The 21,596-nt window shown below is 68.6% G+C and carries 20 protein-coding genes; 7 read left to right on the forward strand and 13 right to left on the reverse strand.

What is annotated here, in order from left to right:
- Positions 1 to 18: 18 nt before the first annotated feature.
- Positions 19 to 1,020, reverse strand: coding sequence for a helix-turn-helix transcriptional regulator (locus DA085_RS16880; RefSeq protein WP_109474153.1), 1,002 nt, complete (start codon positions 1,018 to 1,020; stop codon positions 19 to 21).
- A 128-nt stretch (positions 1,021 to 1,148) separates the two neighbouring features.
- On the opposite strand from DA085_RS16880, the gene DA085_RS16885 reads away from it, so the two are divergent.
- From DA085_RS16885 to DA085_RS16895, 3 genes are all read left to right on the forward strand, one after another.
- A complete protein-coding gene (locus DA085_RS16885) occupies positions 1,149 to 4,931 on the forward strand; it encodes a S8 family peptidase (RefSeq protein ID WP_109474154.1) in 3,783 nt (1,260 codons plus the stop codon).
- A gap of 45 nt (positions 4,932 to 4,976) precedes the next feature.
- Positions 4,977 to 6,605, forward strand: a complete 1,629-nt coding sequence (locus DA085_RS16890; protein WP_109474155.1) for a helix-turn-helix transcriptional regulator — start codon at positions 4,977 to 4,979, stop codon at positions 6,603 to 6,605.
- Positions 6,606 to 6,731: 126 nt separating this feature from the next.
- Positions 6,732 to 7,583 carry an alpha/beta fold hydrolase gene (locus tag DA085_RS16895; protein WP_161958533.1) on the forward strand — a complete coding sequence of 284 codons (852 nt, stop codon included), beginning with the start codon at positions 6,732 to 6,734 and terminating at the stop codon, positions 7,581 to 7,583.
- 48 nt (positions 7,584 to 7,631) lie between these two features.
- On the opposite strand, the gene DA085_RS16900 is transcribed toward DA085_RS16895, so the two are convergent.
- On the reverse strand, positions 7,632 to 8,321 hold the full coding sequence (locus DA085_RS16900) for a DUF981 family protein (RefSeq protein ID WP_109474157.1): 690 nt from the start codon (positions 8,319 to 8,321) through the stop codon (positions 7,632 to 7,634).
- A 467-nt stretch (positions 8,322 to 8,788) separates the two neighbouring features.
- Between DA085_RS16900 and DA085_RS16905 the strand changes: the two genes are divergently transcribed.
- Together DA085_RS16905 and DA085_RS16910 are read left to right on the forward strand one after the other, a co-directional pair.
- Positions 8,789 to 9,883 carry an Ltp family lipoprotein gene (locus DA085_RS16905; protein ID WP_109474180.1) on the forward strand — a complete coding sequence of 365 codons (1,095 nt, stop codon included), beginning with the start codon at positions 8,789 to 8,791 and terminating at the stop codon, positions 9,881 to 9,883.
- Between the two features lie 151 nt (positions 9,884 to 10,034).
- Positions 10,035 to 10,223 (forward strand): DUF1059 domain-containing protein, encoded by a 189-nt coding sequence (locus DA085_RS16910; RefSeq protein ID WP_202619291.1) that lies wholly within the window; start codon positions 10,035 to 10,037, stop codon positions 10,221 to 10,223.
- A 52-nt stretch (positions 10,224 to 10,275) separates the two neighbouring features.
- Here DA085_RS16910 and DA085_RS16915 read toward each other — a convergent pair whose 3' ends face one another.
- From DA085_RS16915 to DA085_RS16955, 9 genes are all read right to left on the reverse strand, one after another.
- Entirely contained in the window at positions 10,276 to 10,917 is a 642-nt protein-coding gene (locus DA085_RS16915) for a pyridoxamine 5'-phosphate oxidase family protein (RefSeq protein ID WP_109474158.1), read from the reverse strand.
- Between the two features lie 12 nt (positions 10,918 to 10,929).
- A complete protein-coding gene (locus DA085_RS16920) occupies positions 10,930 to 11,796 on the reverse strand; it encodes an arginase family protein (RefSeq protein WP_109474159.1) in 867 nt (288 codons plus the stop codon).
- Complete coding sequence (locus DA085_RS16925; RefSeq protein ID WP_109474160.1) at positions 11,783 to 12,571, reverse strand: ABC transporter ATP-binding protein; 789 nt, start codon at positions 12,569 to 12,571, stop codon at positions 11,783 to 11,785. The genes DA085_RS16920 and DA085_RS16925 overlap by 14 nt, the downstream gene beginning before the upstream one ends.
- Entirely contained in the window at positions 12,564 to 13,346 is a 783-nt protein-coding gene (locus tag DA085_RS16930; RefSeq protein ID WP_161958534.1) for an ABC transporter ATP-binding protein, read from the reverse strand. Before DA085_RS16930 ends, DA085_RS16925 begins: the two co-directional genes overlap by 8 nt.
- A 22-nt stretch (positions 13,347 to 13,368) precedes the next feature.
- Positions 13,369 to 14,415: a branched-chain amino acid ABC transporter permease gene (locus tag DA085_RS16935; protein WP_109474161.1), complete on the reverse strand. Its 1,047-nt coding sequence runs from the start codon at positions 14,413 to 14,415 to the stop codon at positions 13,369 to 13,371.
- Positions 14,412 to 15,293 carry a branched-chain amino acid ABC transporter permease gene (locus tag DA085_RS16940; RefSeq protein ID WP_161958535.1) on the reverse strand — a complete coding sequence of 294 codons (882 nt, stop codon included), beginning with the start codon at positions 15,291 to 15,293 and terminating at the stop codon, positions 14,412 to 14,414. Before DA085_RS16940 ends, DA085_RS16935 begins: the two co-directional genes overlap by 4 nt.
- Positions 15,294 to 15,312: 19 nt before the next feature.
- Positions 15,313 to 16,599 carry a M24 family metallopeptidase gene (locus DA085_RS16945; protein WP_161958536.1) on the reverse strand — a complete coding sequence of 429 codons (1,287 nt, stop codon included), beginning with the start codon at positions 16,597 to 16,599 and terminating at the stop codon, positions 15,313 to 15,315.
- Positions 16,596 to 17,801 carry an ABC transporter substrate-binding protein gene (locus DA085_RS16950; protein ID WP_161958537.1) on the reverse strand — a complete coding sequence of 402 codons (1,206 nt, stop codon included), beginning with the start codon at positions 17,799 to 17,801 and terminating at the stop codon, positions 16,596 to 16,598. The genes DA085_RS16945 and DA085_RS16950 overlap by 4 nt, the downstream gene beginning before the upstream one ends.
- A 194-nt stretch (positions 17,802 to 17,995) precedes the next feature.
- Complete coding sequence (locus DA085_RS16955; protein ID WP_109474165.1) at positions 17,996 to 18,883, reverse strand: LysR substrate-binding domain-containing protein; 888 nt, start codon at positions 18,881 to 18,883, stop codon at positions 17,996 to 17,998.
- A 189-nt stretch (positions 18,884 to 19,072) separates the two neighbouring features.
- Between DA085_RS16955 and DA085_RS16960 the strand changes: the two genes are divergently transcribed.
- Positions 19,073 to 19,462, forward strand: a complete 390-nt coding sequence (locus DA085_RS16960; RefSeq protein ID WP_337189790.1) for a pyridoxamine 5'-phosphate oxidase family protein — start codon at positions 19,073 to 19,075, stop codon at positions 19,460 to 19,462.
- Complete coding sequence (locus tag DA085_RS16965; RefSeq protein WP_272914497.1) at positions 19,459 to 19,890, forward strand: PDDEXK family nuclease; 432 nt, start codon at positions 19,459 to 19,461, stop codon at positions 19,888 to 19,890. The genes DA085_RS16960 and DA085_RS16965 overlap by 4 nt, the downstream gene beginning before the upstream one ends.
- 12 nt (positions 19,891 to 19,902) lie before the next feature.
- Here DA085_RS16965 and DA085_RS16970 read toward each other — a convergent pair whose 3' ends face one another.
- Positions 19,903 to 21,018 carry an LCP family protein gene (locus DA085_RS16970; protein ID WP_109474167.1) on the reverse strand — a complete coding sequence of 372 codons (1,116 nt, stop codon included), beginning with the start codon at positions 21,016 to 21,018 and terminating at the stop codon, positions 19,903 to 19,905.
- A gap of 157 nt (positions 21,019 to 21,175) precedes the next feature.
- Positions 21,176 to 21,463: a WhiB family transcriptional regulator gene (locus DA085_RS21715; RefSeq protein ID WP_272914498.1), complete on the reverse strand. Its 288-nt coding sequence runs from the start codon at positions 21,461 to 21,463 to the stop codon at positions 21,176 to 21,178.
- Positions 21,464 to 21,596: the final 133 nt, after the last annotated feature.

Genomic DNA, 21,596 nt, shown 5'->3' on the forward strand with positions numbered 1-21,596 from the left:
GGGAACCGCCCCGGCGGCCTAGGCGAGCGGCTGGTCGCCGCCCCACCCGAGCTGCGCCAGCCGCATGCCCAGGTGCACCCGGTTGTCGACACCGAGACTGCGCATCACGGCGTGGATCCGGCGCTGCACCGTGCGCTCCGCCACCCCGAGCTGCCGGCCGATCGCCTGGTTCGTGAGTCCTGCGACGACGAGCTGGATGACCTGGTTCTCCAGCGGTGACAGGGCCAGCGCGCCCGGCAGCTGGGCGGACCCGTGGCGGCCAGCCTGCACCGGGACCGCCTGGCGCCACATCGCCTCGAACAGCAGCCGCAGCGAGACCAGCAGGGAGGAGGGGTGGATGACCGCGGCGGCCGTGATCGACTCCGGCGCGGTCTCCAGCGGCAGCATCGCGACCTGCCCGTCGCCCATCACCATCTTCAGCGGCAGCCCCGGGACCACCCGGGCCACCTCGCCCTCGCCCACCAGCGCGCGGATCGCCCGCAGCTTGCCGGGGATCTCCAGCGCCGACCGGTCATAGAGGCACCGGTAGCCCACCGACCCCGCCGCGAGCAGCTGGCTCTCCAGCGGGTTGCCGAGATCCTCTGCGGCATAGGGCGGGGTGTCGATGATCAGCACTTCCTGCGTCGCCGAGCGCTGGATCTGCTCGGAGCGCTGCAGGGTCGCCTCCCTCCCGACGACGATCTCGATCAGCTCCTCCGGCACGGTGGCCCGTCCCACGCGCCGCCACCGGTCACTCAGCTCCACCGCCTGGGCACGGACCCGCGCGATCTCGTCCTCTCTCGCCCGCGCGAGGTTGTCGAGGGCCACGTCCGGCACGACGGCGGCGTGGCGCATCGGCCGGCCGGTGAGGGTGGTGACCAGCCCCTTGGCCTCGAGCGCGGCCAGCACACTGGCCACGGAACCGCCGTCGCCGGGCGCCCACTCCTGGGCGAGCTCCTGGGCGGTCGCGGCAGGCCGGTCGACGAGCAGCAGATAGAGCGCGCCCTCGTCGGCGCTGAGTCCCAGGACCGTCAGATCCACCGTGCGTGACCTCCCGTGTGACCGGTCGCGGACAGTGTCCGGAACACGACCCGGATCACACTAGTGCACCGCCGACGGCGCTGACATGCTGCGAAACGACCCGTTCCCCAGCACCCCGGAGTTGCGCGATGTCACACGGTCAGCCCCGCCCCGTCCCCCGGACCCGTCGCCGCTCCCTGGCTGTCGCGGCCGTCGCCGTTGTGGGCACCGCCCTCGGCCTGGCAGCCCCGGGCGCTGCGGTGTCGCCCCCGTCCACGGACGACGTCGCAGGCACCACCGCCACGAGCCCGGACACCGCGACGGTCGACACGGTCGCCCTGGTCACCGGGGACCGCGTGCGGGTGACGACCACGGCGGACGGCACCCACCTGGCCACGCTGCTCCCGTCCGAGGACGGGACGCGCAGCACCGCCCGCGTCGTCGAGGAGGGCGAGGACGTCTACGTCATCCCCTGGCGGGCCGAACCGCACCTGGCCTCGGGCCTGCTCGATCGCGAGCTGTTCAACGTCACGGCCCTCCGGGACCGCGGGACCGACTCCGCCGGCATCCCGCTCATCGTGGAGTATGCCGAGGCGTCGGTCAGCGCGCGCGGGTTCGCCCCCGCAGCGCCCCGGCACAGCGAGGTGACGGCGACCCTGGAGAGCATCGGTGCGGTCGCGGTGGAGGTCGCCCCCACCGACGCCGACGCGTTCTGGCAGGACCTCGTCCCTGGCCTGGAGCGGGCCGGGGCGGCGCGCACCGCGTCCGCGGGCGGCATCGCACGGGTCTGGCTGGACCCGCTCATCGAGGCCGACCTCACCGAGTCCGTCCCCCAGATCGGCGCCCCCACCGCGTGGGCGGCCGGCTTCGACGGCGCCGGCACGACGGTCGCCGTCCTCGACACCGGCTTCGACCCCGACCACCCGGACCTGGCCGGTCAGGTGGTCGGGTCCAGCGACTTCAGCGGCACGGGGATCGTCGACGGGCACGGCCACGGCACCCACGTGGCCTCCACCGTCGCCGGCACCGGCATCGGCTCCGAGGCCGGCTACGTCGGCGTGGCCCCGGGCGCCGACCTGCTCATCGGCAAGGTGATGACCAACGACGGCACCGGCGAGGGATCCTGGCTCATCGACGCGATGGAGTGGGCCGCCGCCGAGGGCGCCGACGTGGTGAACATGAGCCTGTCCACGGAGGTCACCGACGGCACGGACCCGATCAGCCAGGCGGTGAACCAGCTGTCCGCCCAGACCGACACCCTGTTCGTGGCGACCTCCGGCAACACCGGGGAGGAGCTGCTGAGCACGAGGGCACCGGGCAGTGCGGACTCCGCACTGTCGGTCGCCGCCGTCGACAAGGCCGACGCGATGGCGTGGTTCTCCAGCCGCGGACCACGGTTCGGTGACTACGCCCTCAAGCCCGACCTGGCGGCCCCGGGCGTGGACATCGTCGCGGCCCGGGCGGCCGGCACGACCCTCGGACAGCCGGTCGACGACCTGTATGTCGCCGCGTCCGGCACCTCGATGGCCGCACCCCACATCGCCGGCGCGGCCGCCCTCCTCAAGCAGGCCCGACCCGGCTGGGACGGCGAGCGGCTCAAGGAGGCGCTGATGAGCTCGTCCCTCGAGCTGACCGGCGCGAGCGTGTATGACGCGGGGTCCGGTCGCGTGGACGTCGCCCGGGCAGTGGCCCAGCAGGTGACGGCCACCGGGTCGGTGAGCTACGGCATACTCCCCTTCACCGAGGCACCCGTCGAGCCGGTGACCTCCACGATCACCTACCGCAACGACGGGCCCACCGAGCTGACCCTCGACCTGGCACTGTCGGCGCAGACCACCACGGGCACGGCCGCGCCGGACGGCATGTTCACCCTGGGGGCGAGCTCCGTGACCGTGCCGGCCGGAGGCTCCGCGGACGTGACCCTGACCCTCGACGGCAACCTGGGTGCGGCCGCCCTGTACGACGGCGACGTCACCGCCACCTCCGGCGACACCATGGTCCACACGGTCTTCGGCGTCTTCAAGGAGCCGGACCTGGTCGACGTGGTGATCGAGGGCGTCAACCCCGACGGGACGCCCGCGGGCGCGGGCAGCTCGGTCGACCTGTGGAGCCTGGACACCGACGAGACCGTGACCGGCTACTTCGGCGGCAAGGGCGGGCCCGGCCCGGCCGTGGTCACCGTGCCCGTCGGCACCTACAGCCTGACCAGCTTCCTCTGGATGACCGACGACGCCGGCCGCTTCGGACTGGACGTGTCGATGGTCAGCCGGCCCGAGATCGAGCTGACCGAGGACACGACCATCGTGCTCGACGCCCGGGACGCCGAGCTGTGGAACCCACGGACCCCCCAGCCGACCGAGTCGCGGGAGCTGACGCTGGGCTACCACCGGGCCTCGGAGAACCACTCCTACGACGTCCACTACCTGATGGACCGCTACGTGGACAACGTCTACCTCAGCCCCACTGAGGAGGTCGCCCGCGGTGAGTTCGAGGTGTCCTCGCACTGGGAGCTCTACGCCCCCGAGTTCGGGATGAGCCTGTCCGACAACGGGACCGGCGTCGCGGCGGAGTACACCATCGGCTCGCCACGCCTGGACGGGGAGCACGCGTTCGCGATGGTGGACGCCGGCACCGGCACCCCCGAGGAGGTGGCCGCGCTCGACCTGGACGGCAGGCTGGCGCTCATCGAGTACAGCGACGGCATCCCGGTCGGCAACCAGGTCGAGAACGTCGCCGCCGCGGGGGCGGCAGCCGCCGTCGTCTACTACAACCAGCCCGGCTTCTTCCTCGACGGCGTGCCCTCACACTCGCCGATCCCCTCGTTCACCACGGAGCAGGGTCAGGGCCACGAGCTGCTCGCGGCCGCTGCCGAGGGCCAGCAGCTCCTGGTCACGGCGACCGCGGAGAGTCCCTACACCTACGACCTGTTCCCGTACTACGCCGGGACCGTCCCGGAGACTCTGGACACCAGGGTGCGGCACGGCGAGCTGGCCCGCGTCGACGCGACGTACTACAGCTCCGGCAGCACCCAGCAGGGTGCGGAGATCCTGTTCCCACGACGGCCCCACGACTCCTTCGTGCTGCGCCAGGCGCAGGCGGTCGCGGTCCCGTCGCAGCGCGCCGAGTGGGTCACGCCCGGCGAGGTCATCTGGCAGCCGTTCACCTGGGCGACGCTCGCCCAGCAGGGCGGCATGATCGGCGCGGACCGCTCCTACGCCACGGGTGAGCGCCGGGACGAGGGCTGGTTCTCCCCCGTCCTGCGTCCCGGTGTGCCCTCCGTGGGTGATGCCGACGACGCCGACTGGGGCCTTCCCGGCTACCGCGAGGGCGACCAGTTCATGATCCAGGTGCGGCCGCTGATGGACGCCGACGAGCACTTCTCGGAGCGTGGCGGGGAGCAGTCCTCCCGCCTCCTCGCCGACGGCGAGCTCCTCGCGGAGAAGAGCGGACTGGAAGGTGCCTGGCCAGCACTCGCTGGCGACACGGCATACCGGCTCGAGCTCGAGGCGGACCAGCACGACCCCTGGTGGCAGCACTCGACCACCACGCACACCGCCTGGGAGTTCACCTCCGGCCGACCCGGCAACGGCGAGCGCGAGCTGCTGGACCTGCTCCAGGTGGACTACCGCGTCGCGACCGACCTGCAGGGCCTGGTGCCGCGCGGCAGGCCGACCACGCTCGGGGTGGCGGTCTACCCGCAGGGCAGGCCGGCGCAGGCCGCCGACGTCGACCTGACGCTGAGCGTCTCCTACGACGACGGCCAGACCTGGACCGACCTCGACAAGGTCAGGCCGGTCGGGGACGGCACGTTCGAGGCGAGGGTGAGGCACCCGAAGGGCGCCGAGCACGTCAGCCTCAGGGTCGTCGCCACCCAGGACGACGGGACGTCGGTCGAGCAGACCGTCCTGCGGGCCTTCGGGGTCGGGCGCTGAACTCGCGTCTGGTCAGCGGCCGCGCGCGGGTCTAGCCTCGGGTGCGTGGAGCACCCGACGGCTGCGCCCGACAGTCGCACCCTTGCTCGCGAGGCCCACCGACGTGAGGACTGGCCGGTCGCCTCGGCCTCGTTTGCCGCCGCGGGCGAGGGCGCGCTGACCGCGGACGATCTCGCTGCCTACGGCGGGAGCGAGTTCTGGCTGGGCCACATGGGCGACAGCATGCGGCTGTGCGCGGCCGCCTACGACGCCTACCGTGCCGAGTCGCGACCGGCCGACGCCGCGATCTCGGCGGTCTTCCTGGGGATCCTCCACCTGGCCATGGGTGACGAGCCTCAGGGGACGGGCTGGATCGGTCGCGCCGGACGTCTCGTCGCCGACCTCCCCGAGTGTGCCGCCCACGGCTACGTGCTGTTCACGACCGAGGTGGTGCCGAACCTGCTGCGCGGCCGCCCTGCGGAGGCGGCGACGGCGGCGCGACGGATCCAGGACCTCGGGCGGCGGTTGGGTGAGACCGACCTGATCACCATCGGCATCCACTCCGAGGGGCGGGCCCTGCTCAGGTCCGGCCAGCCGGCCGACGGGCTCGCCCTCATGGACGAGGCGATGATGAGCGTCCTGGACGGTCGGCTCACCCCGTTCAACCAGTGGACGCTCTACTGCTTCACGCTGGAGGCCTGCCACGAGGTCGGCGACGTCCGCCGGATGAGCCGCTGGACCGAGCTCACCGAGCAGTGGCTCGCCACCCGGCCCGCCGCGAGTGCGCTCGGCCCGGCTTTCGGGGGCATGTGTGCCGTCCACCGCGCGCAGCTCCATCTGCTCCACGGCACGTGGGACGAGGCCGAGCGCGCGGCCCTCGTCGCGGCACAGGTCGAGGGCGTGCGCCTCGACTACGCCGCGGAGGCCTGGTATGTCATCGCCGAGTCCCGGAGACTGCGCGGCGTGCCGGGAGCCGCTGAGGCCTACGACGAGGCCCACTCCCGCGGCCGCAACCCTCAACCGGGGCGGGCTCTGCTGCGCCTCGCCGACGGTGACGCAGAAGGGGCGCACCGCTCCGTCAGGTCGGCGCTCGCCGCGGCGGGCGACGACCCCCTGCGCCGGGTGCCGCTGTGTGCGGCGGCAGTCGAGACCGCTCTGGCGGCTGGCCGGATCGGCGATGCCGACGCCGCGGTGAGCGAGCTCGAGCAGACGGCGTCGTCGTGGGGAACCTCCGGGCTGAGAGCCGTGGCGACAGCTGCGCGGGGCGCCGTGCTGCTTGCCGAGGAGCGGGTCGTCGAGGCGCTCCCCGTGCTCACCGACGCCTGCCGGCGCTGGCAGGAGCTCGGGGCCGTGTACGACGCGGCCCGCACCTGTGCCAGCCTCGCGGAGGCCTACCGTGCCCTGGGGGACGAGGAGTCGGCCAGGGCCGAGACTGCTCTCGCGGAGGCGACCTACCAGCGGCTGCGCGCCCGCCGGACGCCGTCGGATGCACCGGACGGTCTGACCGATCGGGAGTGCGAGGTGTTGGTGCAGGTGGCCGAAGGGCGCTCCAACCAGCAGATCGCCGAGGTGCTCTCCATCAGCGACCGCACGGTGGCGCGGCACCTGACCAACATCTTCCACAAGATCTGCGTCACCTCGCGCACCCAGGCGGTCCGCTACGCCATCGACCACGGCCTGGTCACGACGCGATAGACCTACGCAGAACCGCGTAGTGCCCGCTCACCAGGTTGGTCAATCGCTCCGATGCGGCCGCTGCGTCGGCCTGGCCAGCATGGGATCAGGCGCCGAACAGCGGCGCCACCCAGGAGAGGCACCCCCATGTCTGAGTCACGGATCCACACGGTCGTCTCCACCGAGGGCACCGAGATCGCGGGCCGCGTTGTCGGTCAGGGACCACCTCTGGTCCTCGTGCACGGCGGGCCCGGCGACGGCGAGATCGCCTACACCGAGCTGCTCCCCCATCTCGCCGACCGGTTCACCTGCTACCTGCCCAGCACGCGCGGGAGAGGACTGTCCGGTGACCATCCGGACCACTCGCTGCCCCGCCTCCAGGAGGACGTCACCGCCTTCGTCGCCAGCGTCGGCGAACCGGTCGGCCTCGTGGGCTGGTCGGGCAGCGGGCCGTGGGTGCTCGGTGCGGCCGAGCAGACCGACAACGTGACCGCGGTCGCGGCCTGGGAGCCCGCCGGCTCCCTGGAGGCCTTCGGCGCCGACGGACTGGCCGACCTGGGCCGGTTCGGAGCGGCGGTCGAGCAGGTCGGCATCGCGGCGAACGATGGTCGTCTGGACGACGCGCTGCGCGCCTTCCTCATCGGGATCTGCAACGACGACGAGATCGCCGCCCTCGAGCGCACCGACTTCCACCAGCGTTGGGCAGCCGCGATGCCGGGCCTGCTTGACTTCATGCAGCACGTCACGTCGACCCTGGACCCCGGGCCCTTCGCCACCCAGGCGCTCGCGCGGATCGCCGTGCCGGTGCTGGTGCTGACCGGCGCCGAGACGCTCCTGCCCACGATGTTCGGCAACGTGGCCCGGTTCGTCAGCACGCACGTCGCCGACGCGCAGGTGCGGGTCGTGCCCGGCGTTGGTCACTTCGCCCCTGTGGTCGCGCCCGAGGTGCTCGCCCACCAGCTGACCAGCTTCTTCGAGGCAGCTTTGCAGACCGCGTGATCTGGTTTGGTCAGGAGTGGAGCTCCCGGTGTGGCCGGGCCCAGGGCCTCACCACTTGTGCATCGTGCCGTGGGAGATGTTGTAGTACATGCCGATGTGGGTGTAGAAGTTCATCGCTCCGAAGAGCAGGAACACGACGCCGCCGATGACCCACGCCCAGACGGCCCACCGCAGCAGGTGCGGGCGGTCGGTCCAGAGCGCGATCGCGAACAGGAGCGCTCCGACGGCTACGACGCCCCACAGCCCGCCGAGGAACAGCGCCTCGAGGATCGGCAGGTGGCCGAACCGGCCGCTGATCGGCTCCTCCGGAGGGGCCGCGCCGAGCTGGAAGCGGATGAAGGTGATGGCCAGCACGCCCATGCCCAGGCCGAGCGCGCCCACGAAGATGCCGGCCGGCTTCAGGGCCGAGAGCACGGCCGCGTTCGCCTTCTCGATCGGCTCGGAGAACAGCGACCGGTGACGCCACAGATAGATGGCGGCGAACAGCAGGAGGGCGCCGAAGCCGGCAGCGGGCTGGCCGAAGGCGATGTTCGCGTACTCGAAGCCGTCGCCACCGAAGGGCCAGGTCACCGTGGTGTGTAGGCCCAGCACCAACAGCAGCAGGCCACTGACGCCGAAGAAGGCAGCCCACCCCTCACTGTCGATCTGCTTGTTGCGGATCAGGTAGGACAGGAATGCTGCGAAACCCAGCAGGCCCGCCCCGGCCGTGACGGCCACCAACTCGTTATAGACGACCACGTCGCCTCTCCTTCCCTCACCCCGAGAGCTGTTATTGAATTGTGCACTACTTTGTCCAACACCCTTGTGCCTCGGCCCATTCCGGGGGGGACCTGCCCGCGCACCGCGGTGCCGGCTGGAAGATCCCCCCTCGAAAGGTCGCCGGACAAGCCGTGATCCTGTCAGGGTCTACCAGCGCGGCTCGGGTTCCGCGACTGGGTGCGACTCGACCAACTCACCCCTGTTGCCGGGGCCTCCCCACCCAAGCGCCACGCGCACTGCCCGACGAACTCCGGCAGACGTGGCGCCGAACTCGACCGCCTGAAGCCCCCAAGCCTACGTTCGGGTGAAACAACTGACCCGCGACCATGATTCAGGAATGGCCTTCGTGAATATTCCCAAAATAGTAAAGCATAGGTATAGTGTTCGAATCACTCTGGCAAGCACTACGGAACAGTGCGGTCGACGACGGAATGGATGGGACTGCCATGGCTCAGCGCTTCAACCCGGCTCCGGGGTGGCCCATCCCCCCAGATGGATGGGTGCCGCCGCCCGGCTGGGAGCCCGACCCGTCCTGGCCGCCCGCGCCGGAAGGTTGGTCCCTGTTCGTTGACGACGGCGGGAATGCAACCGCCGAGCCGCCTTTCGTTGAAGTCGCGGCGCCGCAGCCTGCGGAGACCCCCGCGGCACCTCGCGCCTGGTACAAGAAGAAGCGTTTCCTTCTGCCTGCAGGGGCCTTGCTCCTTATTCCTGCCGTGAATGCCCTGGCCAGCGACCCCACCGCGCCCGAGACTGCGCAGGTCGCAAGCGTCGAACAGTCGACAGAGAAGGAGACAGAAGAGGCCACCGCCACGGAGAAGGGGTCTGACGACACCGAGGCGGATCAGACTGCGGCAGCCGAGGCCGAGGAGAGTGCCGCCGCAGAGGCCGCTGCAGAGGCCCAAGCCCAGGCGGAAGCCGAGGCACAGGCGGAGGCCGAGGCCGCAGCCGCGGAGGCGGAGGCGGAGGCCGCCGCTGCGGAGGCGGAGAAGCAAGCCGAGGAAGAAGCCGCAGCGGCAAAGGCAGAAGCCGAGGCCAAAGCCGCCGAAGAAGCGGCCGCAGCTGAGGCAGCAGCAGAACCGGAGATGACCCCTGGCCAGGCCAATGCCCTACGCTCCGCCGAGAGTTACCTAGAGTTCAGTGGATTCTCACGCCAAGGACTCATCGACCAGTTATCGTCCGAATACGGCGAGGGCTATGCCGTGGATGACGCGACTTTCGCGGTCGACAGCCTTGAAATGGACTGGAACGAACAGGCAGTGCGCTCAGCTGAGGACTACCTCGCGTTCTCGGGCTTCTCCCGACGAGGTCTCATCGACCAACTGTCCTCCGAGTACGGCGAAAAGTTCACCGTCGAGCAAGCGACATACGCAGTGGACACCATCGTGGTGGACTGGAACGAACAGGCAGTGCGCTCGGCCGAGGACTACCTCGCGTTCTCGGGCTTCTCCCGACAGGGCCTCATCGACCAACTGTCCTCCGAGTACGGCGAAAAGTTCACCGTCGAGCAAGCGACATACGCCGCCGACCAACTGGGCCTCTAGTCTGGGTCCGACCGCACCATGGACAGCGGCCCCGGTGAGCGAGGGGTGGGCAACCCGGCTGGCTCGCCCCTGTTGTCGAAGTCCGCGCGGCATTAGATTGAGAGGTCACGGTGCCGCAGCCGTGGCGCCGCCACAGCAAGGAGGCTGTGCCATGCCCATGGAGATGAACTGCCGCGATCTCGGCTTCGACTGCGACGGCGTCGTGACAGGTGAGTCGAGCGAGGACGTCCTATCCCAAGCCGCCGCCCACGCGCAGAGCGTGCACGCGATGACCCCTGAACAGGTCAGCGATCCCAGCTTTGTCGATCAGGCCCGGTCGCTGATCCACGAAAAGGCCTGAAAGCCCGAGGGCCCCACGAGCTGCACCGATCTCCACAAGCGTTGGCGGTGGCCTACTGATAGCGGTCGCGCAAGCCCTCCACACTGGCTGGCACGAGCGTCTTCGGATCGACCCATTCGTCGGCGCTGGGAGTGTCTGCCACCGTGCGCAGCGAAACGATTCCCGCCCAGGCATCAGTCGGCTCATCGGGCTCACCAGCTGGGCCGGAGCGTGCTTTGAGGATCCACATCCCGTCCTCGATCGGCAGTGCAAGGACGACCGTGGCGGCATACTCCCGTCGAGTGCTGGCGCGCACCTCAGCCGTGCGCCCCGGGATCAGTCTCTCGGTGACGACGTGAAGCGCGTCTTCCGCCTCCTGGCCCTCCAACCGGGTCACGGTGCCGCGTAGGACCGCGCTGCGATAGTTCGCCGAGGAGTCGAACGCGGTGTGGGCAACCACGATCGCGTCGAGGGCGAACACGGTCAGAGTCACCGGCGCACCCTCAACGAGATGGCGAAGGATCCCTCCCCCGGTCGACCCGTGCAGCACAATGCGGTCGCCGTCGCGGGCGATGAAGAGCGGGACCGACCACGGCATCCCCTCGGCAACCGTGCTGAGGGTGCCCACCATGACGTCATCGAGAAGGGCGTCGAGTGTTACGCGGTCTGACGTGCCGCGCTCAGATAGCCGAGTCAGTGACGTTGGCGGCAGCATCAGAGGTCCTCCTCAGGAGCCGTACGTGGCGAAGTAGAAGCAGAGGTATGCGGCCAAGTTTGACGTCATGTCGTGCAGGTCCTTCATGGGGTTGACCTCGGTGACGGCGAAGCCGTCGCAGTGCGGCGCGAGGAGACGCACCGCTTCGAGGCCGTCTGCTGAGGTCAGGCCGCCGGGCTCGTGGGCGCCGGCACCGGGGGCGTGCGCGGGATCGATCGCGTCGATGTCGAAGCTGAAGAACACGTGGTCCGCTCCCGAGACCGCAGACAGAATCTCCTCAACCGCGGCCGCGACCCCGATCTCCAGAAACCGTGGGGCGGTGATCTGCGCCGGACCGTTCTGTTGGATGAACTCGCGCGAGCCGGGGAAGTTGAAGTGGCGCAGACCGACCTGGATGCAGTGGGCCGCGCTCACCCGCTCGAGCTCCAGGCTGCGCCGCATCCCGCTCGACTGGCTGAACGACCCCTGGTTGCGACTGTGATCCATCAGGTCCAGGTGCGCGTCGAAGTGAATGACGCCAACCGTCCCCTCGACGCCGTCGTGGAAGCCGCGGACGGCACCGAAGAGCAGGCTGTCGTCACCACCCAGGACAACCGGGCGGCGCCCTTGACGGACCGACTCGGAGACAGCCGCGCTCGCTGCCGCCAGGGTGGTCTCCAGGTCGTGGGGCACGACGTCGACGTCCCCGGAGTCGATAAGGACCTGGCTGCCCGCGGGATGGAGCTCACCGGTCTGCAGCGAGTAGACCTGGTCCCCCTCATTGCGCATCCTCATCCACGCCAGGGCCTCGCGGATCCGTTGCGGCGCATAGCGCGATCCTGGCCATCCGAGCGTTGCGGCCCCGTCGAATGGGACACCGATGACTTCAGCTGTGCGCATGACCTTCTCCTTCGTGATGTGGCTCGACGCGATCGGCGAGCTTCGCAGACGGCTGACCGAGATAGAGCTGAGCCGTGCGGGGGTCGTTCAGTAGGTCCTGGCCCGAGCCGTGCAACGCCTCGCGCCCCTGATCCAGGATGTAGCCGCGGTCGGCCAGCGCCAGGGCCTCAACGGCGTTCTGCTCGACCATGGCAACGGCCACACCGCTGCGCCTGACTTCGTCGATGCGCTGGAACACCTCGTGCACGTTGGCCGGTGACAATCCGGCGGACGGCTCATCCAGCAGCAGCACCCGGGGGCTGGTCATGAGGGCGCGACCGATGCCCAACAGGCGACGTTGCCCACCGGACAGGCTCCCCGCGAGCTGCCGGCGCCGGTCCCGCAAGACCGGGAACCACGTGAAGACCCGCTCCTGCGCTGCCTTCTGGTCCGCCCGCGCCGTCGTGGCACCGACCAACAGGTTCTGGGCGATCGTGAGGTTGGAGAAGACGTCATTGGTCTGCGGGACAAACCCCACGCCGCGCCTGGGCATGTGGTGCGCGGGCACGCCCAGCAGACTCTGCCCGTCCAGGGTCACACTGCCGGACCTGATGTCCAGGAGTCCGAAGAGAGCCTTGAGGAGAGTGGACTTCCCGGCGCCGTTGGGCCCCAGGATGCAGACGATCTCCTGGTCTGCAACGTGCATCGTGGCGCCACGCACGATGTCCACTCCGGGAACATAGCCGGCCACGAGGTCAGTCACTGCGAGCACCGCACCACCGCTGGGTTCACTCATGGTGCGCCGATCCGAGGTAGGCCTGCAGCACACGCTCATCGCTGGTGACCACGTCTGGTCTCCCCTGGGCGAGCACCCGGCCACGGTCGAGGACGACAACGTGGTCCGCGACTCGCATCACCCTGGGGAGGTCGTGCTCCACCAAGACGATGACCCCGCCCTCGTCGACGAAGGCGCGGATGTGCTCGACCATCTCCTCGCGCACCGGTGGGGTGACACCGGCCAGCGGCTCGTCCAGGAGGAGGAGCGTCGGATCACACATCAGAGCCCGGCTGTACTCCACCAGCTTCTTCTGGCCTCCCGATAGTTCCCTGCCCAGGGCGTCAGCCATGTGGTCGATCCGGACCGATCGCAGCAGCTCCATCGCCTTGTCGCGGTTCTGACGCACCGCTCGGCGGGTCATCGCAGGTCGCAGGATCGAGTCGGTCAGCCGCATGTGGGTCGAGGGCATCGCCCCGATGAGCATGTTCTCCATGACGGTGAGCCGATCGAAGACCCGGGTCAGTTGGAAGGTCCGCACCAGTCCGTGCCTGGCCCGTCGCTCCGGCGACCAGTGGGTGACGACCTGGCCGGCGAAGGTCACGTTCCCGGTCGACGGGGCGACGAAACCTGAGATCAGGTCGAAGGCGGTGGTCTTGCCGGCACCGTTGGGTCCGATCAACGCGGTGACGCCACTGTCGGGGACCTCGACGTGTTCGATGTCCACCGCGGTGAGCCCTCCGAAGGACTTCGACAGTGTGTCCAGCTGCAGTATGCCGCGGGGTCGCTCAGCCACGGCTGTCACCGTGGTTGCTGGTTCAGAACTCGAGGACAACGTCCCTCCTCCTTCCGAGGAGTCCCTGCGGGCGGAAGTTGATGAGCAGGACCAGCAGGACGCCCACGATGACGTACCTCGTCGCCGACGCTGCTGTCCCGCTGCCCAGCACCTGGCTCACGAGGGCACCGGACTCCGTGAGCAGAGTCCAGAAGACCACTGCTCCCAGTGCAGGACCCCACGTGCTACCGGTGCCGCCCAACGTGACGATCGCGAAGATGAAGAAGGTGATCTGCGGGATGAAGACGTCCGGGTTGACCTGGGACAGCTGGAACGCCAGGAGCCCTCCGGCCAGCCCACCGATCGCACCGCCGAGCGCGAGGGCCTGCAGCTTGAGGACGGTTGGTGACTTGCCAAGCGAGCGCACCGCGAGCTCGTCATCACGCACCGCCTTGAGCATCAGCCCCCAGGGGGTCTGCATGAGTCCCTTCACCAGCAGGGTGACCGCAACGAGGGAAGCCCACGCGACCACGCACAGCCACAGTTGGAATGCCTGCACGTTGAGGGCATCCGCCAACCCGTCGACGAACTCGGGGCGGAGATCCTGGAGCGAGTCCGAGTAGTTGAGGACTCCGTGGACGCCACCGGTGACCGATGGGATGTCGCGAGCCAGGATGCGAAGGATCTCGGCCACGGCAATCATCACGATCGCGAGGTAGTCGCTGCGCAGGCGGATCGCCGGGATGCCGCAGAGCAATCCCAGGAATGCGGCGGCGAGCGTTGCCAGCACGAGCGCAACGGGCAGCGGGACGACTCCCTCGGCCACCGTCGCACCGGGTCCGGAGCGGTGTGGCAGCAGCAGGACCATGACATAGGCACCGACGGTCATGAAGGCGACAAAGCCAAAGTTGAGCAGCCCGCCATGGCCGTACTGCAGATTCAGGCCAACCCCTCCCACGGCATACACGCCTGCTGTTGTCAGGACGGGTAGGAGGGCAGCCGCGGCACCGACGCCGAAGCCGTTGCTGCCTAGAATCCACAGGAGACAGGCGACCAGGACCAGGAGCGCGACGATGCGTTGGCGCGTCATGAGGCGCGCACCGCCCGCCCCATCAGTCCTTGCGGGCGTACGAGCAGGACGAGCGCCATCACGCCGAGCCCGACCGCGATCTTCAGGTCGACGTGGTCCCGGACAAACGGCAGCGTCACCGACAGTTGTGTGACGATGCCGATCAGGAAGCCACCGACCATGGCCCCGAAGGCGGTCCCCAGCCCGCCCAGGATCACCGAGGCGAAGATCAGCAGCAGCAGATGGAACCCCATGTCCCAGTAGACGAGCTGGGTCAGCGCCATGATGGTGCCCCCGAAGGCCGCGAAGCCGGTCGACAGGGCCCAGGCGATAGCCACGATGCGGTCGACCGAGATTCCCGAGGCCATGGCCAGCTGCGGGTTGTTCGCCACGGCACGCATGGAGATGCCCAGTGAGGTGCACAGCAGGAACACCCCGACAAGCACCAGCACCACAACGGACAACACAATGGCCAGCGCGGCCGAGGGCGTCAGTCGCAGGCCCAGGTAGGTCTGGACACGCTGTTGCTCCAGGGGCAGAGCACGCGAGCCAGGCCCGACGAGGGCCAGGATGACGTAACGGACGATCAGGGCCAGTCCGAGGGTGGTGACCAACAGGGTGATGCCACCCACGCCCTTGCGCCGCATCGGGCGGAACATCACCCGGTCGAGGAGCAACCCCAGGAGTATGCCGAGCACGCAGGCCAACACGATCGCCAACCAGACCGGGAGCCCGACAGAGGCCCCGCTCAGAACCACCGCCACGACGGCACCGACCGTGACGAGGTCGCCGTGAGCGAAGGAGAACGAGTTGGTGACCGAGAACAGTAGGGACAGGCCCAGGCTCGTAATCGCAAGGACGGCGCCCAGGACGAGGCCGTTCGATAGTTGCTCGATCACGAGGTCTCCTCGTCGTGACTCATCCGGAGATCCTGCGCAGCTCCCGAGGGAGGGCCGTGAGGTACTCGGCACCGGAGTCAGTGATGTGGATCAGGTCCTCGATCATGATCGGTCCCAGGTCTCCGCCGTAGAAGGGGGTCTCCACGGCCAGGACCATGCCTTGCTCCAGCACATCGGTGTCATCCGCCCCGAGGAAGGGGGGCTCCTCGTGGAAGCTGTCGAGCCCGATGGAGTGGCCGAAGTGCCCGCGCCGGTAGCCGGGGTAGCCCTCGGCGTGCATGAACTCTGCGGCGACGGCGTAGACGTCGCGGACCTTGACGCCGGGAGCGATGGCCCCGACAGCCAGCGCGTGTGCCTGCTGGAGAGTTGCGTAGAGCCGAGCCGCCCGCGCATCCGGGTCTCCCAGGACGAACGTGCGGCCTCCGTCGCTGCGGTACCCACCGACCGTGGTTCCGCAGTCGAACTTCAGCAAGTCACCCGGGCGCAGACCCTGACTGTCCCGACGCGAGGAGTCGATGGCCGCCCGCTGGCCCATGCCGGGAAGCACCCAGAGGTCGCTGAACTCGGCAAAGATGTCCGAGGAGCGCGCAGCTGAGGCCACGCCCTCGAAGAAGTGCGAGCGGACGTCCGAGAGCAGCTCCTCCGGCTGGACCACGCCCCGAACGTGCTCCATGCCCGCTTCCGCGAGGCGGGCCGCCGTGGTCAGCCTGGCCACTTCGAATGGTCGCTTGATGGCGCGGACGCCGTAGAGCATGTCCGTCACATCGACCCACTCGACGTCCGGCGCCACACGCCGCATCCGCTCTAGGGTGGCATGCGGGATGTGCTGCAGGTCGGTGCCGACCCGCCCAGATGTGAGGCCCAGCTCGGTGAGGGACCGTTTCAGCAACTCGTCGATGTCGTCCGTGCGCCACTGGGACGGTCGGTGGGGCTCGGGGCCGGGGTCGACCTCGATCCCGGCCAGTCCCCTGGTCTCGACCCACATCGGGTAGGCGCGGACTTCGCACTCGACTGCGCCGGCCCGGGCCCCGACCTCCTCGGCGTCACCGACGATGAGGTGCACCTCTGGGTCGTCGACCGAGAGGACTGTGAACACACTGCCGTGCATCCGCCACCATGAGCTGAGGAAGTAGCTCACGTAGCCGGAGGTGTAGAACACGTTGGAGGGCGTGATCGCCACGTAACCGGTGACGCCTGCGTCCGCCAGCGCTCCGCGGACGTCTGCGCGGATCTCGCGACGTTCCTCGGGCGACGCGAGGAGCTCGTCCGCAGTTGGCAGGCTGCGGACCGGCACCTCGGGCGTCACTGACCGGACTCCAGCGTCTGCAGGGTGGTGATCCCGTCCGCGGCAAACTGCCAGATGACGAAGGTGGAGGACGTCGGATCGCCGTTCTCGTCGAAGGCAGTCAGGCCGGTGGCGCCCTGGTAGGCGACGTTCGTGCCCTCCTGTACCGCAGCGAGGCAGTCGGCAGCGATGCACGGCTCGGCCTCAGGGTCGAGCACATTGGCGATCTCGTCGACAGGATCGGTGTCTGAGGCCTGCGCCTTCAGACCGGCCAGTAGGAGCACCCAGGCAGAGTCGTAGGCCTGGGCCGAGAACGAGGGCGCCTCCTCGCCATACTCCTCCTGATAGGCCTTGGCGAAGGTCGAGGCGGCATCGGAGTCGGCAGCACCGATGCCGATCCCCTTCCAGGAGTAGAGCTGCTCCGGGGAGTTGGGCAGCGCCTCCGTGGGGAAGCTCGCGTCCTGGATGCCGTCACCGGTGTACCAGGGAAGATCGAGCAGGCCACGCTGCGAGGCATCGTGGACGATGGCGGCTCCGGTATCGGCGTAGCCGATGAGGACTACGGCATCGGGCTCGGCGGCTGCCACCTGCTGGACCTCGGCGGTGAATGTCTTGGCCGCCGCGTCATAGTTGATCTCGGCGGCCACCTCGCCACCCAGCTCGGTGAAGCGCTCCACGAACCGCTCGGAGATGCTCTGGCCATAGCTGTTGTTGACGGCCATCAGGGCCACACTGCGCACGCCGTCCTCGTAGGCAACGTCGGCCAGGAGGGCGCCTTGCACATCGGAGGGGGCAGCAGTCCGATAGAACAGGCCGTCATCCTCGTAGGTGGTCAGCTGAGGTGACGTGCAGGCCGGGGAGATCATCGGGATCTCGCTCTGGACCACCGTGTCGATCACCGACAGGCACACGGCCGAGGACACTGCGCCGACGATTCCCACGGGGTCCTCGGCGAGCAGTTGCTGCACCGCACTCTGGGCGATGCTCTCCTGCGAGCCACCGTCTTGAGAGATGAGCTCCACGGCGGCATCACCGGCCGTGGCCTCCTTGACTGCCAGCTTGGTGGCGTTGAGGGTGTTCTCCCCGAGTGGAGCCAGGTCTCCGGTCGTAGGCAGCAAGGAGCCCAGCTTGACCGTCTCACCGCCCGAGTCACCTGAGCCGCTGTCTCCGCCGCAGGCTGCAAGGACACCCAGGACAGCCACTCCGGCTGCGGCGAGATGCACCCTCTTTACTGTTGAGCTCTGGACCACTGGGGACTCCTTGGGGTGGGGTTGACTGCCCCGTCAACCTATGCAGCAGCGACAGCTCTCGACCAATACCAAAACGCTGGGCAGCCAGACCGATTGGATATCACCGCAGGTGAACGGCCCGCCGCGCTCGCACGCCGCCACAGATTCGCAGGCGTAGAGAGGAGAACTCAGCTGGGTTGGCTCATGAGGTTGCGCGCCAGGGCGAGGAAGCGACGGACCTGAGGAGGGGGGTCGGGATAGGTCACCAGACCGAGCTCGCTGGTCATCGTGCATTCTGCCAGGTCGACATACGCGATCCCCGGAACGGCGAACGTTCGCACGCACTCGGGCACGATCGAGACGCCGGCCCCGGACGCGATGAGGCATACGATCGTCTGCATCCGCTCCGTCTCGATCCGGATCCGGGGCCGGAAGCCTTGCTCGAGACAGCTGCCGGTCACCACATCGAACAGGCCCTGGCCGAGCCGCCGGGGGAAGAGGATGAAGTCCTCGTCCCGGAGCTCACTGGCATTCACTGAAGACCTCCCCGCCAAAGGATGGTCGATGGGCACGGCGGCAACGAGGGACTCCTGCACCAGCGGGAGGTAGTCGTAGCCGTCCAGCGGGAACGGCGGCCGGATGACCCCGACGTCGATGCGATGTTTGAGGAAGGCGAGAGCCTGGTCACCAGTCTCGATGTCGTGCAGCGTGAAGGTCACCCGCGGCATCGCGGTGCGGGCTCGGCGGATAATGCTCGGGACCTCACCCATCACTGTGGTGCCGACCGCACCGATCCGGATCAACCCCTCCTGCCCCGAGCGCAAGGACTCGGCCAGCCCCACGAGCTGGTCTGCGTCGCCGACGAGGCGATTCGCTTCGCTCCAGAGAATCTGCCCGGCGTCGGTCAAGGTGACACCGTTGGGGTCACGCCGGAACAGCTCGACACCGAGCTCCCGCTCGAGCACCCGAATCTGCTTGCTGAGCGGCGGCTGACTCATCCCAAGGCGTTGGGCAGCACGACTGAAGTGCAGCTCCTCGGCGACTGTGATGAAGTAGCGGAGGTGACGGAGTTCCACGACGTCTCCTAACTCCCCGAGGCGTCATTATCTCTGAAGGATCGGAACCCTTTCGGCCACGGACGTCAGGGCTCGCACATTGGTGGTCGCGGGCATCGCACCGTGGACGCGACCGGGCCCGAACCACCGATCGCTGTGGGGTGACTGGCCTACTCCACATGGCCATGTCGTCGCTGACAGAATGGAGGCATGGCCAGGACAATCGGGACAACGACGCAGGTCGGGCTGGAGGAACGGCTGGAGTTCGTGCGCCTTAGCCATAAGGTGGTGCTCATCACCCAAGGCAGCGATGGCCGACCACAGGCCTCGCCCGTGACAGACGGTGTCGATGGGCAGGGGCGCATTGTGATCTCGACCTATCCGGACCAGGCCAAGGTCGACATCCCGGAGTCCGTGGAACCGTTGGTCGAGTACTTCCGCTCGATCTCCGGGGAGCACCCAGACTGGATTGAGTACCGCGAGGCCATGGTTGCGCAAGGCAAGTCCGTCCTGCAGATCACCCCCAAGAGCTCTGGTCACCGATCGCGACCGGCGGTTTCCCGGCACGGCTGGGTGACGGCTGAAACGGAAGCCTCGTGACTGAGCCCTCCCGCCATCCGCCGCCATCAGCCATTGGGGCACGCTATGCCGCCTTGCCGAGAACCGGTACGACACCAGAACTTCAGATGCGCAGACTGCTCCACGCACGAGGGCTCAGATACCGCGTCCACGCCCCGGTCCAGGGACTTCCCCGACGAAGGATCGACATACTCTTCACGAAGGCCCGCGTTGCCGTGAGCGTGGACGGCTGCTTCTGGCACGGCTGTCCCGAGCACTGGGTGCCACCACGCACCAACCGGGAGTGGTGGGATTGGAAGGTCGCGAAGAACAGGGCCAGAGACGCTGACACCGACCGCCGGCTCGCTGAACTCGGATACACGAGCTTACGGATCTGGAAACACGTCCCTCCGGTTGAGGCCGCTCAATTAGTTGCGGATCGTCTCGCTCAAGCGAACCGAGAAGATTAGCCAAGCCAGACATCACCCGCCGGTGAGCGCCTCCGACGTCCCGTACCTCTCGACATACCCAGACAGGTCACCGTCGCGCAGCGCCTCCCCCAGCTCGGCCGTGCGGTCCCAGTCGAGGACGTCGATCGAGGCCCCGCCGGAGGTCATGTCGAAGTAGGCGACCGGCACCATCAGCGAGGTGATGTCCTCCGACTTGAGCTCGGAGCCGATCTCCACCATGGTCATCAGCTGCTCGACGGTGACGTCACCTTCGATCTTGACGTTCTTGTGGAGCATCGGCAGCAGCTCCAGGAGCTTCTTCGGCTCCTCCTTGCGGACCTCCACGAGGCGCTCCATCATGCCGATCAGCGCGGCCCGGTGACGCTCGGTGCGGTCGAGATCGCCCAGCGGCAGCGTCTTGCGCTCCCGCACGTAGATGAGGCCGTCGGTGTTCTCCAGCTTGATGCGCCCCTCCTCGAAGACGACCTCGCGGCCCGTCGAGCCGACCGTGACGCTTGAGGCGTGCTCGTTCTCGACATAGAAGCCGTCCATCCACCGGGTCAGGGCGATGAACATGTCGAAGTTGGACTGGGCCACGAAGTCGATCTCGAGGCCGCCCAGCGTGTTCGAGACGGTCTGCCGCAGCAGTGGGATGCCGCCCTGGGCGTAGGCCTCGTTGATCTTGTTCTTGCCGACGCCCGGGATGTCGACGTAGGAATCCCGGGCGAACGACACGAGGTTCAGGTGCTCGCGGTCCGCGCTGAGCTGGACCAGCACGATGACGTCCGACCGGCCAGCGAAGTCGTTGCTGCGGGAGTCGTTGCCGATGATCAGGGCGTTGATCGTCCCCTCGGGCAGGGGCTCGCCCTTGGCGGCGTCCTCCTTCTTCGGCGGGGCCGTTGTCTTCTTGGCCTGCTCCGTGGGCTTCGGCTTGGCTGTCGCCGTCTGCTTGTCGGTGTCGGGCTTGGCCGTCGTGGGCGCTGCGTCGGCGGTGGTGGGCACAGCATCCGCGGTCGTTGGGACCGCATCTGCGCTCGTCGGAGCGCTGTCGGTCTGTACCGGGTCGTCGGTCTCCCCGTTGCTGCAGGCAGTGACGACTGCGAGGCACAGGACAACGAGCATCGCCAGCAGGCGGCGCGTGATGGTCATGGATCTTCCTTCGTCGCGAGGGTGTTGCTGGCTCCCCAGGTCGCAGGTTCCCAGTCACGAGGACAGTCCACTCTGGTCACAATCGCCCCAAATGTCCAACCGACACTCACGGCAGCACCCCGTATGCCGTGTGGTGAGGTGGCGGGGAAAGTTCCCCTCAGGCGGCGGTCTCGTTCTTGCGCGGCCTGCCCCGCGGGCGCTTGCGGGCGATGACCCGTCCTCGCTCGACGAGCTCGCCACCCCACACGCCCCACGGCTCCTCGAGCTCCAGCGCGGTCTGCAGGCACAGCTCGCGCAACGGGCAGGCGGCGCAGAGCGACTTGGCTCGCTCGATGTCCTGCGGACGCTCGGCAAAGAACAGGTCCGGCTCCGCCCGGCAGGGCAAATCCGTGGCCTGCCGTGCGGCTTGGACAAGTTGGTACGGGTCCCGGTTGCTGGTGGGCACGTGCGTTCCTCCCTCGACTGCCTCCAGCCTCGGGCCTAAGCCTCGATCCACCGACGGACGTCGTTGAGCAGGGTGTTGCGAGGGCATAGGCGATTTCTCGGGAGCGGGCGTAGGAGATCTCCCGACCTCGCTG

It is taken from the genome of Ornithinimicrobium cavernae (assembly GCF_003121625.1).
Classification (GTDB): domain Bacteria; phylum Actinomycetota; class Actinomycetes; order Actinomycetales; family Dermatophilaceae; genus Ornithinicoccus; species Ornithinicoccus cavernae.

What these genes read in the sequence shown, in the direction of transcription:
- DA085_RS16920 (WP_109474159.1), bottom strand. Translation starts at nt 11,796, where the DNA reads ATGCGCACAGCTGAAGTCATCGGTGTCCCATTCGACGGGGCCGCAACG.
- DA085_RS16885 (WP_109474154.1), top strand. Translation starts at nt 1,149, where the DNA reads ATGTCACACGGTCAGCCCCGCCCCGTCCCCCGGACCCGTCGCCGCTCC.
- DA085_RS16925 (WP_109474160.1), bottom strand. Translation starts at nt 12,571, where the DNA reads ATGAGTGAACCCAGCGGTGGTGCGGTGCTCGCAGTGACTGACCTCGTG.
- DA085_RS16915 (WP_109474158.1), bottom strand. Translation starts at nt 10,917, where the DNA reads ATGCTGCCGCCAACGTCACTGACTCGGCTATCTGAGCGCGGCACGTCA.
- DA085_RS16935 (WP_109474161.1), bottom strand. Translation starts at nt 14,415, where the DNA reads ATGACGCGCCAACGCATCGTCGCGCTCCTGGTCCTGGTCGCCTGTCTC.
- DA085_RS16905 (WP_109474180.1), top strand. Translation starts at nt 8,789, where the DNA reads ATGGCTCAGCGCTTCAACCCGGCTCCGGGGTGGCCCATCCCCCCAGAT.
- DA085_RS16910 (WP_202619291.1), top strand. Translation starts at nt 10,035, where the DNA reads ATGCCCATGGAGATGAACTGCCGCGATCTCGGCTTCGACTGCGACGGC.
- DA085_RS16895 (WP_161958533.1), top strand. Translation starts at nt 6,732, where the DNA reads ATGTCTGAGTCACGGATCCACACGGTCGTCTCCACCGAGGGCACCGAG.
- DA085_RS16960 (WP_337189790.1), top strand. Translation starts at nt 19,073, where the DNA reads ATGGCCAGGACAATCGGGACAACGACGCAGGTCGGGCTGGAGGAACGG.
- DA085_RS16970 (WP_109474167.1), bottom strand. Translation starts at nt 21,018, where the DNA reads ATGACCATCACGCGCCGCCTGCTGGCGATGCTCGTTGTCCTGTGCCTC.